Source organism: Exiguobacterium sp. AT1b (assembly GCF_000023045.1).
Taxonomy (GTDB): domain Bacteria; phylum Bacillota; class Bacilli; order Exiguobacteriales; family Exiguobacteriaceae; genus Exiguobacterium.
In genome coordinates this window covers 721,163-745,317 of sequence record NC_012673.1, presented here as the reverse complement: position 1 = coordinate 745,317, position 24,155 = coordinate 721,163, and the positions used below count along the sequence as shown (strand labels likewise).

Below are 24,155 nucleotides of genomic sequence, written 5' to 3'. Positions count from 1 at the left end.
GGCCATGACGACACTGACTATTTTTCATTACAACGATCTTCATTCAAAGTTCGACCAATGGCCGAAACTTGTTTCATTTCTAGAAGAACATCGGACGGACGACACGCTGTACTTTGATTTAGGGGATCATGCCGACCGTACCCATCCGGCGACGGAAGTGACACGTGGGAAGTTGAATGTTCGTTTGCTCGAGCGACTTCGTCCGACAGCCGTCACCATCGGGAACAACGAAGGGATTACCTTTCCTCATGATTGGCTGGCCGAACTGTATGACGAAGCGACATTTCCTATCTTACTTGGGAATGTATATGAAGCAGACGGGTCACGACCGAATTGGGTCGATGAGACGCTCGTTCTCGAGCAAGATGGGTTCCACATCGGCCTGTTTGGTGTGACCGCTCCATATGAAGAGTTATACCCAGAGCTCGGCTGGCAGATTGAATCGCCTTACGAGGCGGCGGAGCGAGCGTTGAAACAGTTGGCGCATTGTGATGTCATCATCGCGCTCAGTCACCTTGGGTTCTTTGGAGATGAGCGATTAGCTGAAAGGTTTCCTGAAATCGACGTCATTCTCGGTGCGCATACACATCACGTCTTAGATGAAGGTGTGATGACGAACGGTGTGTTGATTGCACAAGCCGGAAAGTATGGGAAGTACGTCGGAGAAGTCACACTGACGCTTGGCGAGTCAGGAGTCGTATCGAAAGAAGCGCGCCTTCATGAACTGTCTCAGCAATCGGATAGTCCGGACACATTGGCCTTGTTGCATACAGAAGGGGCAGATGCCGAACGCCTTCTTGATGTCACGATTGCGGAGACGGATGGATACACCTCTGATTGGTTCGGACCTTCTCCACTGGGTGACCTGCTCGTTGAAGGCATGGTCGAATGGTGTGCGGCGGATGTGGGGATCATCCCATCTGGCGTTGTGCTAGAAGGACTTGCACCGGGTGGGGTGACGCTCAACATGTTGCATCGGATCTGTCCGCATCCAATCAATCCTTGTGTGCTGACATTGGACGGGGAGACGTTGGCGCGTTTCCTTCACGATGCCAATGAAGAAACGTTCACGACTATGCATGTCAGAGGTCTCGGCTTCAGAGGTACCGTTCTCGGAGAACCGAGTCTCTATCAAATCGAACAGCGGGACGGTCAGACATATGTAATGGGGGAACGATTGGATTTAAATCGGACATATCGCGTCGCGACGGTCGATATGTTGACGTTCGGTCCGCTCCTTCCTTATTTGGCAGACCAACCGAAGCGATATTTCATGCCCGAACTTCTGCGGGATGTATTACGAGAAACAATCGTCGCCCGTCATGAAGTGATTCGAAAAGGATAGAGCGCATCGACGGGGGCATGCTATGATAACAGAGTGGAGGTGGGAACGATGATTCGAGTGAATCGCCACGGATATACCGTCGTGGAAGAAAAGCGGGACGGTTTCGATGAAGAGGCGTTTATCGCACGCTATAGTGACGTGCTTGATAAGTACGATTACATCGTCGGTGATTGGGGACATGGTCAATTGCGATTGAAGGGATTCTATGAACCGCAATCCAAATTGGCGACCTATGAGAACCGAATTGATCACGTGATGGACTACGTATACGAATATTGCAACTTTGGATGTCCTTATTTCGTTTTGAAGAAAGAAACGGAAATCAACGAAGAAGAGAGTGGTCCCGTCTTTGGGGGGACGAAACAAAAACTGAAGTTGAAACGAAAGTTCAACAAGACCGATGAATCAAATGTGTGAAGTGCTGAGCCGTCAGCACTTTTTTTATTACATTTGATTTCCAAATATTTCGTTTAGGTAAAAAGTCGTGACTTCCGGTTTTGAGGTTGGAAAAATGTGATAAATTGTCATTAAGGATCGTTTCGTCGTTTTTGGTTTTAATCAGTGAGGTGATTTGGATGCAACATGTACAAACGACCGTCGGGGATCGGGATGACGTCCATAATCGAATTCATAATTTCGGACTCGGGATATTGGCCATGTTCTTTTTTGGCTTCCATATTATGATGACCTTTTATTTTACGGCGGCAGTCATTCTATTTGAACTCGTTCATGTGTTGATCATCCGTCGCTTTGAATATAGCCATTCGTTCTTGCGAAGCCGTGTCTTCAAAGTCACATCTCACCTTGTGTTATCGCTCGGGGTGCTGTTATTGATCTTATCCATGTCTCAGTTCTTTTTAGGCAATGTGATGATTCGCTAAGCGGAAAGGAAAAATTCCTTTCCCCTTTTTTTATGTTTTTTTGAAACCTATGGTCATCTTTTCACGTACACTGATAGAAAGACTATGAAAAAGGATGGGTTACTATGAGATCTGAATGGAAACAACATGCACGACACGCCTTGAAAGGAAAATGGTGGCTGATGGCCGGATTGGCACTCTTGTTCGTCATCATCAACGGGATTCCCCAATCGCTCGCGCCTGAGATTGATCCGAATTCGACAGCGCCCCTTACATCGACAGACGCCACATTAAGTCTCGTGTCGACCGTTCTTCAAATCTTGATTGCACCACTCACCATCGGTTGGTCATGGCTCGCACTCGGTGTATCACGTGAAAAGGGTGCATCGCTCTCGACAATGTTCAAACCGTTCCAAACACGTTACTTCAAACATGTCATCACGTCTTTTGTCATGAGCCTCTTTATCGTGTTGTGGACCTTGTTGTTGATTGTACCGGGAATCATCAAAGCCTTCTCGTACTCACTCACACCGTACATTTTGCGCGACCAGCCTGAACTTTCGGCACTCGAGTCGATCACAGAATCACGTCGTCTCATGGATGGGCACAAGATGGAAGCGTTCATGCTCTTCTTGTCCTTCTTCGGTTGGTTCCTCGTCGGGATTTTAACGCTCGGGATCGGGTTCTTCTTCATCGGACCTTACTTCTCGACGACGTACGCGACGTTCTACGACTCGATTCGAGACAATCAAGTTGGTTCGGATGAGCCGGTGCACGGAACAGAACAGGGATTTTAAGAAAACAAACGCCTTGCTCAAGTGATTGAGCAAGGCGTTTTTGATTAGGTGTTGATTTCAGCTTTTTGTAAGTACGGCTTCAACGACAAGTGATGTTCGGCCACGACTTTACGAATCGTGCGTGTCTTCGAGCGCATGACGAGTGACGTCGTCTCGACGATATCATCCGTCAAGAACTTGACGCCATCGAGCAACTCACCTGAAGTGACACCCGTCGCGGCGAAGATACAGTCATCACTCTTGACGAGGTCGTCGAGCGTGAGTAGTTGGAGCGGATCTTCAATGCCCATCGAGATGACGCGTGCAGATTCTTCTTCATTCATCGGGTGAAGACGGGCCTGCATGTCTCCGCCAAGCGCTTTGACAGCTGCAGCCGTGATGACGCCTTCAGGAGCACCGCCTGTACTGATGAAAATATCAATCGGATTTGTTTTGACGGCAGCTGCGATTCCGGCCGAGACATCGCCATCCTCAAACAATTTGACGCGTGCGCCGACGTTCATGACGGCTTGGCGAAGGTGTTCGTGGCGATCGCGGTCTTGCATGATCACCGTCACTTCTTCAATGCGTTTATTGTTATACTTCGCCGCTTTTTCGATGATCGACTCGAGTGGTTCATCGAGCGAGACTTTTCCTTTTAAGTTCGGCCCGACGACGAGCTTGTCCATATACATATCTGGTGCGTGGAGGAGGGCACCTTCATCCGCAACGGCGATGACGACCATCGCATCTCCGAGTCCTTTTGCGACAATGGATGTACCTTCGAGCGGGTCAACGGCGATGTCGACTTTCGGGCCGAACGTCGTACCGAGTTTTTCCCCGATGTAGAGCATCGGTGCCTCATCGAGCTCACCTTCTCCGATGACGACCGTCGCATCCATGTTCACTGTTCCGAGAACTTCGCGCATCGCTGATGTTGCTGCGTCATCGGCTTCATTCTTTTGCCCACGTCCAATCCATTTCGAAGATGCGAGTGCTGCGGCTTCCGTTGCTCGTACGATTTCTAATGCTAATTCACGTTCCATAGTGTTGTACCCTCCACGTTATCTCTATTAAATGTGTTATACTTTTTATGGCTTAAATCCGTTGATTAGTGTATCACAATTTTATAAATGATGTAAATAGGACAGATTCTTTTCTCCTGACCGAAAAAGCATTAGTATTAACAGCAGGGGGGATCATCATGTATTTTGTGAATAGAGAGAAGATTAATCAGACACTGGAACAAATGGAAACGATGTTAGCGCACACCGATCAATTGAGCGGGGATGCGTTCACAGTAGAACTTGCGAAACAACGAATGGCTGTCCTCCTGATAGAAGGGGTCATCGACGTAGGGAACTCGATGATTGACGGATTCATCATGCGAGACCCAGGTAGCTATGAAGATATTGTCGACATTTTACTCGATGAACGCGTGCTCGATGAGAAGACGGGGAATGCCGCTAAGGCGCTCGTCGGATTGCGTGCTTACTATGTCCGTGAGTTCGTCGATGCAGACGCGTCACGCTTTGATGAATGGGTGAAGACGTCAAAACAAGACTTCACAGCGTTCTCGACACAAGTTCGTCGCTACTTAGAGGTCGAACTTGGACCAGTGTCCGCATTCTTACCAGAAAGCGAGTGATTGGATGGAACCGATAAAAGGATATTTATTTGATTTGGATGGTACGATGTATGCCGGAACAGAGCCCGTTCAAGCGGCAGTTGAATTCGTCAACGAGTTAGAAGCGACGGGCGTGCCATACTTATTCGTCACGAATAACGCCTCGATGACACAACAGCAAATTGCAGATAAGTTGATTTCAATGGGGGCAAATGTGAAGGCAGAAAACGTGTTGACGAGTGCCATGGCGACGGCTTTTTATATTGAGAAGATGTCACCGGGCGCGACGGTCTATATGATTGGCGAAGACGGACTCCGCCTCGCCCTAGAATCCCGTGGGTTCCACGTCACGGATGAACCGAAAGCAGACTATGTGGTCATCGGTCTCGACCGTCACATCACGTATGAGAAGTTGGCGAGAGGAGCAATCGCCATTCGTTCAGGAGCCCGATTCATTTCGACGAATGGGGATATCGCCATTCCGACAGAACGTGGGTTCTTACCGGGGAATGGGTCGCTCACATCCGTGTTGACGGTGACGACCGAGAAAGAACCGTTCTTCATTGGGAAGCCGGAACCGGTCATGATTGACATCGCACTCGACATGATTGGATTGACGAAAGAAGATGTCGTGATGGTAGGGGATAACTATCATACGGATATTCTGTTCGGAATCAACGGGGGAATCCGTACACTTCACGTCAACTCAGGTGTACACGGTCCAGCCTTTGTTCAGGAACAAGAAAAACTCCCGACCTATATGGTCGAGAGTTTAGATGAATGGAAGCATGAAAAAAAGGGATGACGAATGTCTCCCTTTTTACTTAGAATACTTGTTCTACTTCGACGATGCCTGGTACTTCTTCGATGAGCGCGCGCTCAATACCAGCTTTTAGCGTGATTGTTGAAGATGGGCAGCTGCCGCAAGCACCCATCAAACGGAGCTTGACGATGCCTTCTTCGACATCAACGAGTTCGACGTCTCCGCCGTCACGAAGCAAGAACGGACGCAATTTATCGAGCACTTCTTGGACTTGATCAAACATTTCCATGGTATCTACCCCTTTCTCGTTCTACTTTATTCTAGCAAGTTTGAGAGTGTTTCTCAATCATTTACGCTGAGCGTTTCGTCATCGGGAGTGGGTAAGATTTTTGTATAATGGTTTCGAGGGGGAATGAAGATGAAAATTACAGTGTATGGGGCAGAAGTTCAATGTGCCAGCTGCGTCGGTGCACCGAGTTCGACTGAGACGTATGAATGGTTGCAAAGTGCGCTCGGACGCAAGTATCCGGAACAGTCCTTTTCTTTCGAGTATATCGATTTCGAACAGAGTGAGGACGAGTTTGCGCAGGCACTTAAAGACGATGAATGGTTTTATCCGCTCGTCTTGCTCGATGGGGAAGTGATTGACGAAGGAGTCGTTCAGTTACGAAAAGTGTATGCGGCGATTGAAGCAAAACAAGGATCCGTTAATCATAAAGAATAGTGAGCAGGTGGACGAACCATGCGGTTGCAAGGTTCGTTTTTTTGTTTACCTATAATTCAGAAAAAGATTTTACAACTTTTGTCTACCGGGCTAAACTGAACATAACTTGTATAATTTTTATAATATTTTGAAAATTTAAATGAATCCATTACTGAAGGAGGACTGTTCAATGTTTGCCCGAAAACGAAATATGCCGATCCATTTAGACACCTCGTCCCAAATGGAGCACTTGTTGATCGATTTACCAAGTGAGTTGGAACGACAACGTCAGTTGATTCGTCTCGAACGGGAAGATCTTGCCTATTTGCGTGCTTATCAACAGGAATTACGTCAACTGACACCTCAGTTAGTTGATGTGTTTTATGAAGAGCTCGAAAAGATTGACGAGATGAAAGACTTGATTCGGCAACATTCATCATCGGACAAACTGAAACTCACTCTTTCGAACCATATTATGGAGATGTTTGAAGGGAAGTTGAATGAAGCATATATCGACCGTCGTCTCGCCATCGCCAAACGTCATTATCTGATTGGTCTGAAAGGGAAGTGGTATATGGCAGCCTTCCAAAAAATATTTGAGACGCTCGTCTTAGCGATTCAACATGAGCAGCTCGATGCGGACTCGAAAATGAAACTCATGATGGCCGTATCAAAAATCTTTAACTTCGAGCAACAAATCGTGCTCGAGATGTTTGACGATGAAGCGGACGTCGTTCGCGACCAGATGCAACATGTGAAAGATGAAATCAGTCAGACGATTCAGCAGGCGAGTGAAGATTTGGCCGCCCTCTCCCAAGAAGTCATGGCCAGTTTCCAGTCGATGAATGAACGGGCAGATGATATGAAGCATTCGAGTTCACTCACACAGACGAAGCTTCGGACGGTACTTCACTCTTCGGTGAGCGGAAAAGATACGATTTTATTAGAGACGGGACGACTTGACGAAATCGCGCGTGACCTTTCCGACTCGGCCCAAGAAATCAAGGCACTCGAAAGATTGATGAATGAGATCATGACGATTGCGGATTCGGTGAAGCAGATTGCCAACCAGACGAACTTGCTGAGTTTGAATGCGGCCATCGAAGCAGCACGGGCAGGCGAACAAGGGAAAGGGTTCCAAGTCGTCGCATCAGAAGTACGAACGCTCGCGAGTCAATCGAAACAAGCGGCGGAAGAGGTGGAGGATTTAGTGAAGCGTCTCACGAATCAGATGGAAGAGACATCGAGCCGCGTCCTATCGACCGAGCAAGAGATGAAGCAGACGATGGGACGGATCAATCAAGTGACGGATGCCTTCCTCCAGATCTCTGGTGACTCGGAGCATGCTGACGGACAGATGGGGAGCCTCGCTGGTGATATCGATGAGATCGTGGAATCCATTGCCGAACTCAAGCGTGCCACGACCCAGATTGCGACGTCTTCGACACAGCTGATGGATACCGCCCAACGACTATAAGTGGGCAAATGACAAAAAAGACGAACCAGGTCGCATGACACGACTTGATTCGTCGATCGACAAGGTCGAGCGATGCGCTCGACTTTTTCGTTTAGAGAAGCTGGAACGATGACGTCGCTGAACCAGCCGTGTAGCCGCTAAGCGTCGCATCAGACTTCACTTGATACGTACCGCGTTGTGACCAAGAATTCGTCGAGAGTGTGAATGTGATGGCTCCTGATGAATTCGTCTTGCCTGTACCGACAAGTGTCGTACCGTTCGGTTGTGTGACCGTCACACGAACATCGGCGTTTGCGACCGCTTGACCATTCGAATTACGTACGGTCGAAGAAATCGAGACGACCTCACCCGCGTAGTACGATGACTTCGATGTCGAGACTGTCGTCGTGAGTGCTTGGACCGGTTGTGTCGTACCACCAGCAGTAGGGGCTTGGACGAGTCCGTTCCCGAACCATGTGTCACGACCCGCTACACCGAGGTCGATGGAGTCTTGTGACAATTTTGTACGGAGTTGCGTGCTCGATAACGTTGGGAAGGCTTGCTTCATGAGCGCGAGGTTACCCGCCACATAAGGCGTCGCCATCGAAGTCCCGCTCATTTGGCCGTAGCCCCCATTTGAGAGGGTCGAGTTGATGCCGACACCAGGTGCTGCCACTTCGACAGTGCTTCCTGTCGCCGAGAACGAGGCGCGGTTGTTGTTGATATCGGTTGCAGCGACAGCGATTGCCGAACTGTAACGAGCCGGATAGTTGACGAGGTCACCCGACCCATCGGTACGACCGTTGTTACCCGCTGCCGCGACGACAAGGATGCCCGCGTTGTTGGCACGATCGACGACTTGTTGGAGCGTCGTCGATGGACTCGTCGTCCCGAGGCTCAAGTTGATGATATCCATATCATTTGTGATCGACCAGTCAATCCCGGCGATGATGCTCGATAAGCTACCACTTCCGTTCGCCTCAAGTGCTTTGACGGCGTAAATGCTTGCTTCGTGTGCAATCCCGACCGTTCCGATGCTGTTGTTTCGTGCACCGATGATCCCAGCAACATGAGTACCATGACCGTTGTCATCGGCATATGAACTCGTGACCGTGCTGAATGAGGCACCGCCAGCGATTGTTAAATCAGGATGGGCCGAGATTCCTGTGTCAACGACGGATACTTTGACACCTTTCCCAGTGAATCCGCTTTGCCAAGATGAAGGAGCTTTTAGTTTAGGGATTCCCCAGTCTTGTGTTTGATTTTCAATCTGTACCGTTTGATCCACTTCCACATGTGCGACGTGTGGATTGTTTTTCAAGCCGTTCAATGCGGCTTTTGGTACTTCGAGTGCAGCGGCTGGAATGTTCGCGTACTGTTGGCGAACTTCCATGCCATCGATGGAAAGGGGGATTTTCTTTGCCGACTCCTTGAAGACGACGATGACGCGTTCTTTCTCTTTATTTGGGGCGGCATCCGCGCCCCCAGGTACGGTTGACAAGACGAGCAATGAGGCGAGGACGGAGCTACAGATTTTTTTCAACTTGTTTCCTCCTTTAAGGTATGTAGGCAAGATGACGGGATGTCCAACTGCCGTGACCATAGAGTAACAAGTTTTGCCAACGTGTAGAATACGCCAATGGCATTAAATATCTGAATATTTAGATAAGGATACAGGGGATTCAGATACAAGACTTTTGACTCAATTGTACGAAAAATGAATTGAAATATTAGATGAACAAATCAAAAAAGCGAACCAGCCATGGAGGCTCGTTCGCAATATACTCATTTAATGACTTTATGTTTCCAAAGGATACCGGACTTTAATAGTCGGGCTACTTTCCCAGTGAGTGATTGTTTCCCCATAAACACCCCAAAGCCTGCCTTCTTCCCGAGGGAACCGAGCGTCCCTTTCAGTTTGATGTCGGGTAATTCTGGATAATTGACGCCTTTCCATTTGCAAAGCAAGACTTGGACGATCTGTTCGGCTTGGGCTTCGGCGAGTTGTCCGGACGGTGCGTACGGTAAGCTCGCATTGTCACCAACGACGAACACGTCCGGCAGTCCAGGAACGAAGTGATGTTCCGTCAATTTGACACGTCCGCCTCCATCGAGCTCCCAACCTTGATTCCGTACAACGGCGACCGGTTGAATCCCGGCCGTCCATACTGTCAGATCAGATGGGAACAAGTCTTCGTGGTTCCATAGTCCGTCAGCATCGACACGTGTGATGTTGGCATTGTTAATGACTTCGACGCCGTGCTCCTCGAACCAAGATTGTACGTACATCGAAACACGATTAGATAAGAAAGACAGGACGGATGGTCCGCGGTCGAATAAACGGACCGTCAAATCAGGTCGGCTCTCACGAAGTTCGCTGGCGAGTTCGACACCGGACAGCCCGGCACCGACGACAGAAACGACCGAACCTGGTCGTAGACCATTGATCGCTTGTTGTGTCTTACGTGACTCTTCAAGTGTTTGAATACTGTACGTGAATTCGGCGGCCCCTTGGACATTGTGGTACTTGTCTTCGCACCCTAATCCGATGACGAGGTCGTCGTAGGGCACTTTTTCTCCACTCGCGAGCAGGACCATTTTGTCTTCGGTGTCGATGTCCGTGACCTGTCCGTATATGTAATCGATTTCATCCGGAAAGTCGATTCGAATATCGCGGTCCGAGACCGTTCCTGCGGCCAGTGCGTAATACTCTGTTTTCAATCCATGATAAGGCAAGCGATCGACGAGCGTGACCGAGATGTCTTGTAACTGATGTCCAAGCACTCTCTCAATCACACGCATCCCCCCGTAACCGCCTCCTAAGACGACTAATTTGCGCATAATAATCCCCCTTTGTTACTCTTCAACTGTATCATGTTATAATCTGCCGTAGAAGAACCATTTTCCGATAATTCACGTAAAGAAAGACGGTGACATATATGATGAATCCAATCATCGAATTTTGTGCCTCGAATTTGGCGATGGGCTCACAAATTGCCCGGGCTAAATTAGAATCCGATCCGGACCTTGATGTGGTCGAATACGGCTGTACAGGCTACTGTGGTGTCTGCTCCCTCGATCTCTTTTGCCTCGTTGACGGGGAAGTCGTGACGGGTGAAACACCAGAAGAGCTCGTGACGAAGGTGTATGAAAAAATCGAAGAGATGGCATGGTAAAAAGTTTGAGGGATGACCTCAAACTTTTTTATTTCACCCGTTGCATTTTAAAAAGAGGGATGTTATATTCTAAGAGGTTCGAATGTAGGTTGTCTGACGTTTAACAACGATAAAAAGAAAGCGTTTCAAACGGTAGGGCACATCTCTTTTCGGGTATGACACATATAATTGGTTTGTTTAATATGAAAGGAGCACAACATCAATGAAAATCATGAGTGTGGTTGGTATTTTGGCACTAATTGCAATCGCTTACATCTTCTCTACCAACCGTAAAGCCATCAAATGGCGCACGGTCTTGGCAGCGTTCGCTGTTCAATTCGCATTTGCATTCCTCGTCTTATATACGGCATGGGGACGTAAGGCACTTGAATGGATCTCAAACGGGGTTCAAGCTGTCTTGAATACAGCAGGTGACGGGATTGCCTTCGTATTCGGAACAGCAGTCGGTGGCGACAACTTCGTCTTCGCATTCCAAGTTCTTCCGATTATCATCTTCATGTCATCATTAATCGCATTGCTTTACTACCTCGGCGTCATGCAGTGGGTCATCCGTATCCTCGGTACGGCTCTCGCAAAAGCGCTTGGTACGTCACGTAAAGAGTCACTTTCAGCAACAGCGAACATTTTCGTTGGTCAAACGGAAGCGCCGCTTGTCATCAAGCCGTATCTTCCGACAATGACACAGTCTGAGCTCTTCGCAGTCATGGTCGGTGGTCTCGCATCGGTTGCCGGATCTGTACTTGCAGGTTACGCAGCACTCGGTGTACCACTCGAATACTTGCTAGCAGCGAGCTTCATGGCAGCGCCAGCCGGTCTCTTGTTCGCGAAAATCATCGTGCCTGAAACTGAAGAGTATGATGACGACATCGAAATTGTAGAAGATGAAGAAGACAGAGCGGCGAACTTCGTCGATGCAGCGGCACGTGGTGCTTCTGATGGTCTCTTCCTTGCTTTGAACGTCGGTGCGATGCTTCTTGCGTTCGTTTCATTGATTGCGCTCGTCAACTTGATCCTCGGTTCGGTCGGCGGACTCTTCGGATTTGATAGCTTGTCACTCGAATTGATTCTTGGTTACGTCTTCGCACCACTTGCATTCGTGATTGGTGTACCATGGGCGGATGCTGTACAGTTCGGTAGCTTCCTCGGTCAAAAACTAGTCTTGAACGAATTCGTTGCCTTCTCTGAGTTTGCTCCAATCATCGGTACTGGTGATTTGTCAGCTCGTACAGAAGCGATGATCGCATTCGCACTTTGTGGTTTCGCAAACATCTCGTCACTCGCGATTCTTCTCGGTGGTCTTGGTGGTATGGCACCAAACCGTCGTGGCGACATCGCACGCATGGGTGTGCTCGCGATTCTTGCAGGTACGCTTGCAAACTTGATGTCAGCTACATTGGCTGGACTTCTTCTTTAATCGGTATAAGAAAACGCGATCACTTCGGTGGTCGCGTTTTTGTGTGGGTATTATGTATACAATTTGACGTTTGGCCACTCGACTGGCCAGTTCTTTTGAGCCATTCGCTGCAAGTAGATCGGATGTGTTGAGGTGCTTGTTTCAAAGTACGGTGTGGGTCTAACTTGTAGCGTGAGAAGATCTTGAATCCCATATGGTGCGGCCAGGATGAGCTCCTCATTTGAGTCGAGTCTCACCCCGATTGCGGTGACGGTCTCAGGAAAATGTGCCAACGCATCGACCGATGATGTATATGGAGGTAACTGGTTCACATGATGCATCCTCGCTTGGTTTTTGACAGACCAAGGCACATCGGGGATGAGACGGAATAATCGCTGTTCGAGTTCTTTCTCGGCGGCTTCATCTAGTTGATTCGGATTGAAATAGATCACATCCACATCATCCGTTTTAGTCGATGTTTTGTATCCGTGAAGATGATCCCACACTTTTGCCCGGATATAGCCCGCACAAATCCACCAATCCGGTAAATCGAGGCTGGCAACGGCGTGGAGAAGCTTTATGAGCTCGGCGTCTTGTTTTAGAAAATGGACCAAATCCTGTTCGTCTGTCATAATGAATGACCCTCCTTACAATTTGGTTGAAAAAAGCACCTAGACAATGCCTAGATGCTCGTATATCGATTATGCTTGAAGTTGTACGCGCTGACGTTCGATCCACGGCTTCAATTTCAAGAAGAGTGGGACGAAGAGCGCGCTGATCAAGATCGCTTTAATCAAGTTGAACGGTAAGATTCCGTAAAGGACAAGGTCCGTTTTTACAGCTGGGTCGGCCATGTCTGCCATGCCGAAGAAGAAGGCGTAAGCTGGCAAGATGACAAGATAGTTTAAGATGGCAAGGCTGAGAGCCATTGTGATTGTACCGGCAAGTAATCCAGAAGCGAGTGCTTTGTTCGACTTGCGCTTATGGTAGAACCAAGCGACCGGGTACATGAATGCGACACCTGCGAAGAAGTTTGCGACTTCTCCGACTGGGACACCGCCACCGTTAAAGACGTAGTACAAGACGTTTTTCAATCCGACGACCACGACTCCTGCGAGTGGGGAGAAGACGATCCCGGCAATGAGTGCGGGAATGTCACTAAAGTCCACTTTGAGGAATGGCGGTAAAAATGGGAGCGGGAAGTTGAATAGCATGAGTACGAACGAGATCGTCCCGAGCATCGCCAAAGTCACCATTGTTGTCAGTCGTTTGTTACGCGTAGTTTTCATCAGAATCTCTCCTTTAGGTCGCTCCTCGATGAATGGCATCCGTCGCATATAAAAACCCGATTGCAATGAAGACAATCGGGAGAGTTTACGCGCATACGAAATAGATGTTTTCCGAGGTGGGAAAGTCCACGTCAAAGAAAACATCCGGATATCGGTCGGATGCCGCCATCTTCTCCCATCCAGACTATACTGTCGGCTTTCGAATCTCACGAAATCAGCAAGCAACGCCTTGCTCGCTCACGGGCTGAGAAGAATATATTCTTCAATACCGCCGGTCGGGAATTTCACCCTGCCCCGAAGATGGAACGATTTAATTTTTTTTGTTACAGTTTAGTTATACAAGATAATCTACAAGATGACAAGTCAATTGACTTGAATTGAAGATAAAATGAGGAGGAGTTCAGATGATTCATTTAACAGAATCAGCCGCACTTCAAGTGCAAGAGATGATGAAACAGACCGAACGTCCGGATGCGCAATATTTGCGAGTGAAAGTTCAAGGTGGCGGATGTACAGGACTTTCATACGGAATGGGCTTTGACGAAGAGAAAACGGACAAAGACGTTCAATTCGACCATCATGGTGTCCGCGTCATCGTTGCAGAAGCAGACCATGGGGTCGTTGATGGCCTTGAGATTGATTATAAGCAGTCGATGCTCGGTGGCGGTTTCACAATCAAAAATCCCAATGCGATTGCAACATGCGGTTGCGGTTCGAGTTTCCGGACAGCGACGAACGCAGGTACGCCAGGAGAATGCTAAAGAATAAGAACCGATCGCGAGTGCGATCGGTTCTTATTCTTCTTCTGTCAAAATCAAGCGAATGATTTTGGCGGTCACATCAAGTTCGATATGGTGCTGCCAAGGCCGAAAGCCTGTGATTGTACACGTGTCATTCGTGATGCGGAATGAGCAGACGCTCTCTTCCTCTTGGTCGAGGACAGAGTAACGACTGAAATCAGATAAGCTCTGATAGATCGCATACTGTGGTGGTAGTTCATACGTCCATCCCTTTTCTAACATGATTTGGTGCATATTCGGGTCCCCCTAACGAGTCTTTACTTATAAGAATAGCAAGAATACGAGTGAAAGTGGTAGATTAGTCTGTTTCTTTGAAGGGAAAATGAGTAGGGACGTCATTACAAATGGGAGGATTCAGGGTCATGAGAAAAGTATTGATATTCGGAGGGTCACGTTATTTCGGAAAACGGCTCGCATTGCGACTTGCTGAAGCAGGGGATGATGTGACGATTGTGACGAGAGGGCAACTACAGGTGCCGGAAGCTGAAGGGATTCGGTCTGTCAAAGGAGACCGGCAATCGGTCGCGACGATGAAAGACTTGGCCCGCGAACGGTACGACCTCGTCTATGACAACATTTGTTTTACTCCGTATCAGGCAAAAATCGCCTCGGATGCGTTCATGGACAAAGTCGGGAAATATGTGCTCACGTCGACGATGTCGGTCTACGCCCCTGGTCCTGATTTAAAAGAGAGCGACTTCAATCCGCTCCATTACGAATATCATCTTGAATCCGAACATGACTACGGACAAGGGAAACGCGAGGCGGAATCTTTCTTCTTCCATCGCGCCTCTTTCCCGGTGGCGACCGTACGATTACCGATCGTGTTAGGTCCGGATGACTATACAGACCGATTGAAGTTTTATGTAGATGCAATCCGGAACGAGGAACCGGTTGTCTTGCATCATCCAGAGGCGAAGATGGGCTTCATCTCGAGTGCGGAAGCGGCCGCCTTCTTAGAATGGGTCGGTCGTGCCAATGTGACAGGACCGTTCAATGCGGCGAGTGATGGCCTCATTTCGATGGGGGCCTTGATGGAGCGAATCGGTCAACACGTCGGAAAACCCGTCCATATTATAAAAGATGGAGACTCGTCGCCGTATGATTCGGATGTCGACTATTATATGTCGATTGCTGAGGCGAAGAAGGCGGGGTTTGTGTTCACGCAACTCGATGACTGGATTGACCGGGTCATCGTTCAAACGATGAAAAGATAAAAAAACGCTTCTGTGGATGTGGTCCACAGAAGCGTTTTTGGTTATTTCCCAGCAAATACAGATGTCGAGTGTTGTGGATGACGAGCGGTCGGGTCCACAAGTTGCTTCACTTGGTTGATGGCGATTGGGGCTTCACCGAAACCGGTCGCAATCAATTTTACTTTCCCTTCGTATGTGGCGATATCACCGCAAGCGAAGATGCCGGCAACGGTCGTTTCCATACGTGAATCGACACGGATTGTGTTTTTCTCGAATTCCATTCCCCAGTTCTTGATTGGACCGAGCGATGAAACGAATCCGTAGTTACAAATCAAATCATCGATTTCAACGATTTTTGATTCGCCATCCTTATCTGTCAATTCGACAGATTCGATGTGTGTCTCCCCAGACAGTGACTCGATGTTGTAAGGCGTGAGGACGTTAATCGTCGATGCCTTCATCTGTTCGACCGTATGTTCATGAGCACGGAAGCGGTCACGACGGTGAACGATGTGGACTTCTTTTGCGATTCCTTCAAGCATGAGTGCCCAGTCGACGGCTGAATCGCCACCGCCGGCAATCATGACACGGCGATCACGGAATTTCTCCATGTTGTCGACGAAGTAATGAAGGTTGGCGTAATCTTCGCAGCCATCAAGACCGAGTGGGCGGGCCGAGAAGGCACCGTTTCCGGCAGTGATGATGATGGCTTTCGTATGATATTCTTCTTTATTTGTTGTCAATACGAACGTGCCGTCCTCGAGACGTTCCACCGTTTCCACCGTTTCACCGAGGCGGTAGTCTTGTTCGAACTGGTCAGCTTGTGCTTTTAGTTGATCGATCAAGTCCTGTGCTTTTACTTTCGGGAAACCGGCAATATCATAAATATATTTTTCAGGATAGAGCGTTGACAACTGACCACCGAGTTGCGGTAAGCTTTCAATCAACGTCGTATCGAGTTGGCGCATGCCTGCATAAAATGCGGTGAACAGTCCGACCGGGCCGCCACCGATGATGATTACATCTTTCGTCGTCTTCATCGAATTCCTCCTCAAAGCGTATACATTTATTATAGAGAGTTTATTGAATTAAATCCATTCAGTACAAACATGCAACACTTTCAAAAAAAATTCAAGAAGATAAGCTTTTCCATTGAGAATTCAATTTAAAGAGCGTACAATGAAACAGAAGCAATTGTGAACAGATGTTGAACAAGAATAGGCTTTATTGTGAACGTCTATGTGAAGAAACACACAACATAGTTGTTCAAAAAAACAAAACTTTAAACAAGGTGGAAATGAACATGAAACGACCTAACATTGTTATTCTTGGTGCGGGCTTCGGTGGACTCATCACAGCCGTCAACCTTCAAAAGACACTCGCTGCAGGTGATGCGAACATCACGCTCATCAACAAGCATGATTATCACTACCAAACGACATGGCTTCACGAACCAGCTGCTGGAACGATGAACCCAGACCAAGCGCGCATCTATATTAACGATATTGTGAACCCGTCACGTGTAAAACTTGTCAAAGGGATCGTCGATCGCGTCGATACTGCTGCCAAACAAGTCACGCTTGAAGATGGTTCTGTCGTCGAATACGACTATGTCGTCATCGGTCTCGGCGGTGTACCTGAAACGTTCGGTATCCCAGGCTTGAAAGAACATGCGATGACAATCAGCTCGTTGAACAGTGTTCGTAAAATCAAAGAGCACATCGAATATTCATTCGCTCAATATAAAACAAACGGTTCTTCAGACAACTCGTTCGTGACGATCGTTGTCGGTGGTGCCGGATTCACAGGAATCGAATTCCTCGGTGAAATCGTCAACCGAATCCCTGAACTTTGCAAACAGTATGACGTTCCACGCGAAGCGGTTCGCATCGTCAACATTGAAGCGGCACCAACAGTTCTTCCTGGTTTCGACCCAGAACTTACGACATACGCACAGAAATGGTTGGAGCGTAACGGTGTCGAGATGAAACTCGGTAACGGAATCAAAGGTGTCGAGCCAGGTGTGGTGACATTCGGTCCACTTCAAGGTGACACGACAGAAACGATTCGTGCCAACACGATCATCTGGACAGGTGGCGTAAGTGGTAGCCCGATCATCGAAAAATCAGGATTTGAAGCGGTCCGTAACCGTGTCATGGTGGAAGCGGACAACCGTGCACCAGGTCACGACAACGTCTTCATCATCGGTGACTGCTCAGCGGTCATGGACCCTGCATCGAACCGTCCATACCCACCGACGGCACAAATCGCGACACAACAAGCGCACAACGTTGCGAAGAACATCGCGGCGCTCATCAATGGCAAATCGACTTCGAAGTTCACTTACGAGAGCAAAGGAACAGTTGCTTCACTCGGACATAACGATGGAATCGGAATCGTGATGGGCAAAAAGATCTTCGGTCGCAACGCTTCATTCATGAAAAAAGTCATCGACAACAAACACTTCATCGAATTGAAAAAATACGGACTCGTCCTTAAAAAAGGGAAGTTCTAATTTTCATGATTGCACGGCTCGTTCTGTCTCAGAACGGGCTGTTTTTCTTTCGAAATTGTCATAGGAAGTTCTTTGACCTCGTTGGTCGAAATTTTGTATAATGAAGAGCGGACAAGGGGGGGCAACACATGCATATTATCCAAGCAGTCATTGGAGCCGTTTTATATATGACGATTTTTTTCAGTATCGGCTTCATCTTGAATATGTTACTTAAAAAGACATGGACACTCGTGTTCATTTATCCAATTTTTGTCATCATGATGATTGATAATGTCAAACTTTCGAGTTACGTGACCGAGACGTCAACTGCACTCACGGGAATCTATGAAGGACTCGTCGGGTTGCAACTTCTCGATCTATTCATGCTCGGCTTTGGATTGCTCGGTGCAATTCTAGCGGGTGTGACGATTCGTTTCTTACGAAAGAGCGGTTATTCAATGTTTTAATTGGCGACAGAAATGTTCGCCTTTTTTGTTTTGTCCCTACTTTTTTAGGGCATGAACCGATATACTAGATAGCGAAACGATTTTTAGTAAGGGATGCGATGCGAATGACATTACCGATGTATACGATCAAAAAAGTGTTGAATAATAGCGTTGTCATTTGTCAACATGATACGGATCCGGAAGTCATTCTACTCGGGAAGGGGATTGGCTTTGGCAAAAAACCAGGCGACCTCGTCGACCCGGCCAGCGTCCCGGAGAAAGTGTATCAACTGACAGATAAAGAAGAGCAATCTCAATATCAAGAACTCGTCAAACATGTCGACGAGGACTTCATTGCGTTCATGCAAGAGATTGTCGGCTTCATTGAAACGAGTACGGGCAAGAAAGTCGATGAGCACATCCATATCGGCTTGACCGACCACTTGTTCTTTACGATGAAGCGAATCGAACAAGGGATGGAAGTGACGAATCCGTTTTTACTTGAAACGGAATCGCTCTATCCAAACGAGTTTGCGCTCGCGGAACGAATCGTCGATATGTTCCATGAACGATTGAACGTTTTGCTCCCAGATGCGGAGACTGGATTCATTGCCCTTCATATCCACTCGGCGACGACGTTCAAAAACGTCCTCGAGGTCAACCGTCATAATCAAATCATCGGGCAAATTGTGCAGACGATTGAGAGTCGTTTGAACGTGAAAATGGACCGAACGTCACTCGATTATAAGCGCTTACTTCGGCACTTAAGGTACGCCGTTGAGCGGGTTGCGACGGGTGAGACAGTCGAGGCACCACAAAAAATTGAAAAGGTGTTGCGCGACGAATATCCGCTATGCTATAGTACTGCTTGGGAGCTGATGGGCATCATGGAACGCGAATTAAAGCGTCCTGTCCCACGAGGTGAAGCGACATATTTGACGATGCATCTCCAGCGCCTAACAAGTAGATAAATGATACCACGTGTCTTACGTGTTACTGATTCGATCAGGCATGAGTAAGGAGTGGAACGTTATGTGATGTCTCCATTGGGAGAGGTCTACGTTCTATCCTTATTCATGCCTTTTCTGTTTTTATAAACGTGATTTATGAAAACGTTTAGATACGTCGGTTGTCTGACATCTACGCCGCTATCATATTGTTTATACGTACTTAAAAAAGGAGGAAATGTTGATGTTTAAGCAGATCTTTGGTGTTCTTCAAAAAGTCGGTAAAGCACTTATGCTTCCTGTTGCAATCTTGCCGGCAGCCGGTCTTCTTCTTGCATTCGGTAACGCAATGCAAAACCCACAACTTACATCACGCGCTGGTTGGTTAACGAACGAAGGCGTCGTGAAATTCGCTCAATTGATGGAGCAAGCAGGTGGAATCATCTTCTCGAACTTGGCGCTCTTGTTCGCAGTCGGTGTCGCCATCGGTTTAGCAGGTGACGGCGTAGCCGGACTTGCAGCAATCGTTGGATTCTTGATCATGAACAAAGTCATGGGTGTTTGGCTCGAACTCACACCTGAAGTGTTAGCACAAGGTGACCCGGCTTACGCGAACGTACTCGGTATCCCAACGCTCCAAACAGGGGTATTCGGAGGGATCATCATGGGTCTCATCGCCGCATGGGCCTATAACAAGTACTTCAATATCGAATTGCCACAGTTCCTTGGTTTCTTCGCTGGTAAACGTTTCGTTCCAATCGTAACGGCAGTTGCAGCCGTTGTTGCTGGTTTCGTTTTACTATTAGTATGGCCACCAGTTCAGCACGGATTGAACTCATTCTCAAACTTCATGTTGAATGAAAACCGTACATTTGCAGCGTTCATCTTCGGTTTAATCGAACGTTCATTGATTCCATTCGGTCTTCACCACATCTTCTACTCACCATTCTGGTTTGAATTCGGTTCATACACAGATGCAGCGGGTAACGTTGTACGTGGTGACCAAGCGATCTTCTTCGCACAAATTCGTGACGGCGCTGAATTGACGGCAGGTACGTTCATGACTGGTAAATTCCCGTTCATGATGTTCGGTCTTCCTGCAGCAGCACTCGCGATGTATCACGAAGCACGTCCTGAGCGTAAAGCGGTTGTCGGTGGTCTCTTGGCTTCTGCTGCCCTTACATCGTTCTTGACTGGTATCACAGAACCAATCGAGTTCTCATTCTTGTTCGTAGCACCACTTCTCTTTGCAGTACACGCAGTATTCGCAGGTCTTTCGTTCATGACGATGCACCTCTTGAACGTTAAGATCGGGATGACGTTCTCAGGTGGTTTGATCGACTTCTTGCTCTTCGGTGTTCTTCCAGGTCGTACGGCTTGGTGGCTCGTCATTCCAGTCGGTCTCGTGTTCGCGGTTGTTTACTACTTCGGATTCCGTTTCGTTATCCGCAAGTTCAACCTCAAAACACCAGGTCGTGAAGATGAAGTTGTTGAACAATCAACAGCGACTGGTTCGGAACTTGCACAAGATATCCTCGTCGGTCTTGGTGGCTCACAAAACATCAAGCACCTCGATGCATGTATCACACGTCTTCGTGTCGAAGTGAAAGATAAGAACCAAGTCAACAAAGATGAGTTGAAACGCCTTGGCGCATCTGGTGTCCTTGAAGTTGGTAACAACATTCAAGCAATCTTCGGACCACGTTCGGACGCATTGAAATCAGAAATCCAAGCGGTCATCGCTTCAGGTAACGAAAAGAAAGCCAACTAATTGATGACTTAGACCAATCCTTCGGGGTTGGTCTTTTCTTTTTATATGAAACGGTTTCATCCAAACGTTTGAGGGAAAAAGTAAGTATTCTGACAAAGGAGGGAACCATGATGTGGAAGAAAGTGTTTGGCGTTTTACAACGGGTCGGGAAAGCACTCATGCTTCCGGTTGCAATCTTACCGGCAGCCGGTCTTCTCTTGGCGTTTGGTACCGCATTCCAAAACCCGGACCTCGTTGAATTGCTCCCGTTTCTGGCGAATGACTCACTTGTCCTGATTTGGCAAGTCATGACAGATGCCGGGGACATCGTCTTCGCAAACTTAGGGTTGCTGTTTGCCGTCGGGGTCGCGATCGGCCTGGCGAACGGAGATGGGGTTGCTGGTCTAGCAGCCATTGTCGGTTATTTGATCATGAACAAAGTCATCAGCACGTGGAATGGGATTACCGCGGAAATCGCTCAAGGTGATCCGCAGTATGCGACCGTTCTCGGTATCCCGACACTCCAAATGGGGGTATTCGGGGGTATTATCGCAGGTCTTGTTGCAGCCTACGCATACAACAAGTATTTCAACATCAAGTTGCCAGATTTCTTAGGGTTCTTTGCAGGGAAGCGGTTCGTCCCGATTGCGACGGCCGCATTCAGTTTGATTATCGGGATTGCGCTCGCATATATATGGCCACCGATTGGGAATGCGATCAACACGTTCTCAAGTACGGTCATCGAGGCAAACGTTGCCTTATCAGCATTCATCTTTGGATTAGTAGAACGTTCCTTGATTCCGTTCGGTCTTCACCATATTTGGTATTCTCCATTCTGGTTCCAATTCGGAGAGTATACGAACCAAGCCGGTGATCTCGTACAAGGTGACCAGCGGATCTTCTTCGCACAACTGCGTGACGGCGTGGAATTCACAGCCGGTACGTACATGACCGGGAAATTCCCGTTCATGATGTTCGGCTTACCAGCAGCCTGTCTCGCCATGTTCCACACGGTTCCGAAAGAACGGCGGAAAGACGTCGAGGGTCTCTATTTCTCGGCTGCCCTTACGTCATTCTTGACAGGGATCACAGAACCAGTCGAATTCTCATTCGTTTTCGTTGCACCACTTCTCTTCGGAATTCACGCCGTCTTTGCCGGTCTCTCCTTCATGACGATGCATTTACTGAACGTCAAGATTGGGATGACCTTCTCTGGTGGTCTCATTGACTATCTGCTCTTCGGGGTCCTGCCGAACCGGACGGCCTGGTGGCTCGTCATCCCGGTTGGTCTCGTCTTTGCGGTCATCTACTACTTTGGATTCCGATTCGCTATTACGAAGTTTGACCTGAAAATTCCTGGACGTGACGTGCAGACTGGCACGAAAGGGGACAAAGCGGGGATTGGGGACGACTTGCCATATGAAGTGCTCGTCGGACTCGGTGGTCCTGAAAACATTAAGCATTTAGATGCATGTATCACGCGTCTCCGTGTCACGGTGAATGATGTGAAACAAGTCGATAAAGATCTCTTAAAAGATCTTGGTGCCGCTGGTGTGCTTGAAGTGGGAGACAATATCCAAGCCATCTTCGGACCAAAATCGGATACGCTCAAATCACAAATCGCGACCATCATCGAAGGTGGCGAATACAAACCGAAAGAGAAAGTAGAGAAGGCAGTCATTACACCGGAAGCGGCTGAACAAGCCGATCATCGCTTCCTCGCTCCGATGTCGGGTGTCCTGTTATCACTCGATGATGTGCCGGATCAAGTCTTCTCGGGTCGCATGATGGGAGAAGGATTTGCGATTGAACCGAGCTCAGGTCAGGTCGTTTCGCCGGTGACGGGTCAAATCACGACATTCTTCCCGACGAAACATGCGATCGGTATTTTGGCTGACGATGGACGTGAACTGTTGATTCATGTCGGTCTCGATACGGTCAATCTGAAAGGGGAAGGATTCACGGCGAAAGTCGAAGAAGGCGCCCGGGTCGAAGCGGGAGATGTCCTTCTTGAAGTCGATCTTAGCGCGATTCGAGATAAAGTTCCGTCACTGATCACACCGATCATCTGGACGAACGGAGACGGAAAGGTCGTCGTCGTACCGTTCGGTGAGACGGTCGTCGCAGGGGAAGCGCTCGACTTTAGAGCCGATGACAGAGGTCCAGAATAACCGAGTCTCACACGCCGCTCCAGTAATGGGGCGGCTCTTCTTATGCAGTTACTTCAATGTGCCTTATTCCACAAAAGGAGAATCCCCATTATAGTGAAGGAGAATTCTCACGAAAGAAGGGGTACAAATGAAACAATCTATAGAGTTGAATCACGGTCAGAAAGTTCTTCCTGCCATCGGACTAGGTGTCTTCAAAGTAGAAGACGGAGATACGGTCATCGACGCCGTCGTCGAGGCGATTCGTCAAGGATACCGTCATATCGATACGGCAGCTGTTTATGAGAATGAAGAGGGTGTCGGTGTCGGAATCCGAAAAGGGATGGAAATCGCAAATATTTCTCGGGATGATTTGTTCATCACCTCAAAACTTTGGAATGCCGATCAAGGTTATGAATCAGCTATCGCTGCGTATGAAGCTTCACTCGAACGCCTCGGCTTAGAACAATTGGATTTGTATTTGATTCATTGGCCGGTGGAAGACAAGATGGTCGAGAGCTGGCGTGCCCTCGAAACGTTGTATCGAGAGGGGCGTGTCGGGGCAGTCGGTGTGAGTAATTTCCAAATCCATCACCTCGAGACATTGGCTGAAAACAGTGACCTCGTTCCAGCTGTGAACCAGGTTGAACGGCATCCGTTGCTTCGTCAAACCGAGTTAGCATCGTACATGAGCGAGCACGGCATCGTACCGGTCGCTTGGGCACCACTTATGCAGGGCGGGTTGTTCGAAGAGCAGACTTTAGTAGAGGTCGCGAAAGAAGTCAATCGTTCCGTCGCCCAGGTGTTGTTACGGTGGCATCTCCAAACGGGATGGGTGATTATTCCGAAATCCATCAAACCACATCGAATCGCAGAAAACTTCGATGTACATGACTTTGAGTTGACCAATGATCAAATGGAACGAATCGATGCACTCGACCAGCATAAACGTGTCGGTCCGGACCCAGACGATTTTGATTTCTAATG

Annotated in this window: 25 protein-coding genes, 1 pseudogene and 1 riboswitch; of the genes and pseudogenes, 18 read left to right on the top strand and 8 right to left on the bottom strand. The window is 48.2% G+C overall.

Annotation, left to right across the window (positions count from 1 at the left end; genetic code table 11):
- The first annotated feature begins 4 nt into the window (after positions 1–4).
- From EAT1B_RS03945 to EAT1B_RS03930, 4 genes are all read left to right on the top strand, one after another.
- A complete protein-coding gene (locus EAT1B_RS03945) occupies positions 5–1,345 on the top strand; it encodes a bifunctional UDP-sugar hydrolase/5'-nucleotidase (RefSeq protein WP_148209448.1) in 1,341 nt (446 codons plus the stop codon).
- Positions 1,346–1,393: 48 nt separating this feature from the next.
- On the top strand, positions 1,394–1,762 hold the full coding sequence (locus EAT1B_RS03940; protein ID WP_012726839.1) for a YutD family protein: 369 nt from the start codon (positions 1,394–1,396) through the stop codon (positions 1,760–1,762).
- A 158-nt stretch (positions 1,763–1,920) separates the two neighbouring features.
- Positions 1,921–2,226, top strand: coding sequence for a hypothetical protein (locus EAT1B_RS03935; protein ID WP_012726838.1), 306 nt, complete (start codon positions 1,921–1,923; stop codon positions 2,224–2,226).
- Positions 2,227–2,330: 104 nt separating this feature from the next.
- The gene (locus EAT1B_RS03930) at positions 2,331–3,002 is read left to right on the top strand and encodes a DUF975 family protein (RefSeq protein ID WP_012726837.1); all 672 of its coding nucleotides are present in this window, start codon (positions 2,331–2,333) and stop codon (positions 3,000–3,002) included.
- Between the two features lie 44 nt (positions 3,003–3,046).
- Here the strand turns inward: EAT1B_RS03930 and glpX are convergent, their stop codons facing one another.
- Positions 3,047–4,027, bottom strand: a complete 981-nt coding sequence (gene glpX, locus EAT1B_RS03925) for a class II fructose-bisphosphatase (RefSeq protein WP_012726836.1) — start codon at positions 4,025–4,027, stop codon at positions 3,047–3,049.
- A gap of 158 nt (positions 4,028–4,185) precedes the next feature.
- Here glpX and EAT1B_RS03920 point away from each other — a divergent pair, with 158 nt between their 5' ends.
- Positions 4,186–4,629, top strand: coding sequence for a DUF86 domain-containing protein (locus EAT1B_RS03920; protein ID WP_012726835.1), 444 nt, complete (start codon positions 4,186–4,188; stop codon positions 4,627–4,629).
- A gap of 4 nt (positions 4,630–4,633) precedes the next feature.
- A complete protein-coding gene (locus EAT1B_RS03915) occupies positions 4,634–5,413 on the top strand; it encodes a TIGR01457 family HAD-type hydrolase (protein WP_012726834.1) in 780 nt (259 codons plus the stop codon).
- 19 nt (positions 5,414–5,432) lie between these two features.
- Here EAT1B_RS03915 and EAT1B_RS03910 read toward each other — a convergent pair whose 3' ends face one another.
- Positions 5,433–5,660 (bottom strand): NifU family protein, encoded by a 228-nt coding sequence (locus EAT1B_RS03910; RefSeq protein WP_012726833.1) that lies wholly within the window; start codon positions 5,658–5,660, stop codon positions 5,433–5,435.
- Positions 5,661–5,789: 129 nt separating this feature from the next.
- Between EAT1B_RS03910 and EAT1B_RS03905 the strand changes: the two genes are divergently transcribed.
- Together EAT1B_RS03905 and EAT1B_RS03900 are read left to right on the top strand one after the other, a co-directional pair.
- Positions 5,790–6,095 carry a YuzD family protein gene (locus tag EAT1B_RS03905; protein WP_012726832.1) on the top strand — a complete coding sequence of 102 codons (306 nt, stop codon included), beginning with the start codon at positions 5,790–5,792 and terminating at the stop codon, positions 6,093–6,095.
- A gap of 169 nt (positions 6,096–6,264) precedes the next feature.
- Entirely contained in the window at positions 6,265–7,551 is a 1,287-nt protein-coding gene (locus EAT1B_RS03900) for a globin-coupled sensor protein (protein ID WP_012726831.1), read from the top strand.
- 91 nt (positions 7,552–7,642) lie between these two features.
- Here the strand turns inward: EAT1B_RS03900 and EAT1B_RS03895 are convergent, their stop codons facing one another.
- Both EAT1B_RS03895 and EAT1B_RS03890 read right to left on the bottom strand, forming a co-directional pair.
- Positions 7,643–9,073 (bottom strand): S8 family serine peptidase, encoded by a 1,431-nt coding sequence (locus EAT1B_RS03895; RefSeq protein WP_012726830.1) that lies wholly within the window; start codon positions 9,071–9,073, stop codon positions 7,643–7,645.
- Positions 9,074–9,315: 242 nt separating this feature from the next.
- Positions 9,316–10,371, bottom strand: coding sequence for an NAD(P)/FAD-dependent oxidoreductase (locus tag EAT1B_RS03890; protein WP_012726829.1), 1,056 nt, complete (start codon positions 10,369–10,371; stop codon positions 9,316–9,318).
- 98 nt (positions 10,372–10,469) lie between these two features.
- On the opposite strand from EAT1B_RS03890, the gene EAT1B_RS03885 reads away from it, so the two are divergent.
- Entirely contained in the window at positions 10,470–10,706 is a 237-nt protein-coding gene (locus tag EAT1B_RS03885; protein WP_012726828.1) for a YuzB family protein, read from the top strand.
- 202 nt (positions 10,707–10,908) lie between these two features.
- Positions 10,909–12,120 carry a NupC/NupG family nucleoside CNT transporter gene (locus EAT1B_RS03880; protein WP_012726827.1) on the top strand — a complete coding sequence of 404 codons (1,212 nt, stop codon included), beginning with the start codon at positions 10,909–10,911 and terminating at the stop codon, positions 12,118–12,120.
- 50 nt (positions 12,121–12,170) lie between these two features.
- On the opposite strand, the gene EAT1B_RS03875 is transcribed toward EAT1B_RS03880, so the two are convergent.
- Positions 12,171–12,731, bottom strand: a complete 561-nt coding sequence (locus EAT1B_RS03875) for a nucleotidyltransferase family protein (RefSeq protein WP_012726826.1) — start codon at positions 12,729–12,731, stop codon at positions 12,171–12,173.
- A 69-nt stretch (positions 12,732–12,800) separates the two neighbouring features.
- Positions 12,801–13,388 carry an ECF transporter S component gene (locus tag EAT1B_RS03870; protein ID WP_012726825.1) on the bottom strand — a complete coding sequence of 196 codons (588 nt, stop codon included), beginning with the start codon at positions 13,386–13,388 and terminating at the stop codon, positions 12,801–12,803.
- 163 nt (positions 13,389–13,551) lie between these two features.
- Positions 13,552–13,694, bottom strand: a riboswitch (FMN riboswitch).
- Positions 13,695–13,792: 98 nt separating this feature from the next.
- Here EAT1B_RS03870 and EAT1B_RS03865 point away from each other — a divergent pair.
- Positions 13,793–14,149, top strand: a complete 357-nt coding sequence (locus EAT1B_RS03865) for an iron-sulfur cluster assembly accessory protein (protein WP_012726824.1) — start codon at positions 13,793–13,795, stop codon at positions 14,147–14,149.
- Between the two features lie 33 nt (positions 14,150–14,182).
- Here the strand turns inward: EAT1B_RS03865 and EAT1B_RS03860 are convergent, their stop codons facing one another.
- Complete coding sequence (locus tag EAT1B_RS03860; protein WP_012726823.1) at positions 14,183–14,422, bottom strand: hypothetical protein; 240 nt, start codon at positions 14,420–14,422, stop codon at positions 14,183–14,185.
- A 128-nt stretch (positions 14,423–14,550) separates the two neighbouring features.
- Between EAT1B_RS03860 and EAT1B_RS03855 the strand changes: the two genes are divergently transcribed.
- Complete coding sequence (locus tag EAT1B_RS03855) at positions 14,551–15,405, top strand: NAD-dependent epimerase/dehydratase family protein (RefSeq protein WP_012726822.1); 855 nt, start codon at positions 14,551–14,553, stop codon at positions 15,403–15,405.
- Between the two features lie 41 nt (positions 15,406–15,446).
- Here the strand turns inward: EAT1B_RS03855 and EAT1B_RS03850 are convergent, their stop codons facing one another.
- The gene (locus EAT1B_RS03850) at positions 15,447–16,424 is read right to left on the bottom strand and encodes an NAD(P)/FAD-dependent oxidoreductase (protein ID WP_012726821.1); all 978 of its coding nucleotides are present in this window, start codon (positions 16,422–16,424) and stop codon (positions 15,447–15,449) included.
- Between the two features lie 263 nt (positions 16,425–16,687).
- Here EAT1B_RS03850 and EAT1B_RS03845 point away from each other — a divergent pair, with 263 nt between their 5' ends.
- From EAT1B_RS03845 to EAT1B_RS03820, 6 genes and pseudogenes are all read left to right on the top strand, one after another.
- Positions 16,688–17,899 (top strand): NAD(P)/FAD-dependent oxidoreductase, encoded by a 1,212-nt coding sequence (locus EAT1B_RS03845; protein WP_012726820.1) that lies wholly within the window; start codon positions 16,688–16,690, stop codon positions 17,897–17,899.
- 128 nt (positions 17,900–18,027) lie between these two features.
- Positions 18,028–18,345: a YuiB family protein gene (locus tag EAT1B_RS03840; RefSeq protein WP_012726819.1), complete on the top strand. Its 318-nt coding sequence runs from the start codon at positions 18,028–18,030 to the stop codon at positions 18,343–18,345.
- Between the two features lie 104 nt (positions 18,346–18,449).
- On the top strand, positions 18,450–19,295 hold the full coding sequence (gene glcT / locus EAT1B_RS03835; RefSeq protein ID WP_012726818.1) for a glucose PTS transporter transcription antiterminator GlcT: 846 nt from the start codon (positions 18,450–18,452) through the stop codon (positions 19,293–19,295).
- Between the two features lie 220 nt (positions 19,296–19,515).
- Positions 19,516–21,015 (top strand): annotated as a pseudogene (ptsG, locus tag EAT1B_RS03830) (glucose-specific PTS transporter subunit IIBC); the annotation flags it as partial.
- Positions 21,016–21,152: 137 nt separating this feature from the next.
- On the top strand, positions 21,153–23,192 hold the full coding sequence (gene ptsG / locus EAT1B_RS03825; RefSeq protein ID WP_031423056.1) for a glucose-specific PTS transporter subunit IIBC: 2,040 nt from the start codon (positions 21,153–21,155) through the stop codon (positions 23,190–23,192).
- A 127-nt stretch (positions 23,193–23,319) separates the two neighbouring features.
- On the top strand, positions 23,320–24,153 hold the full coding sequence (locus EAT1B_RS03820) for an aldo/keto reductase (RefSeq protein WP_012726815.1): 834 nt from the start codon (positions 23,320–23,322) through the stop codon (positions 24,151–24,153).
- Positions 24,154–24,155: the final 2 nt, after the last annotated feature.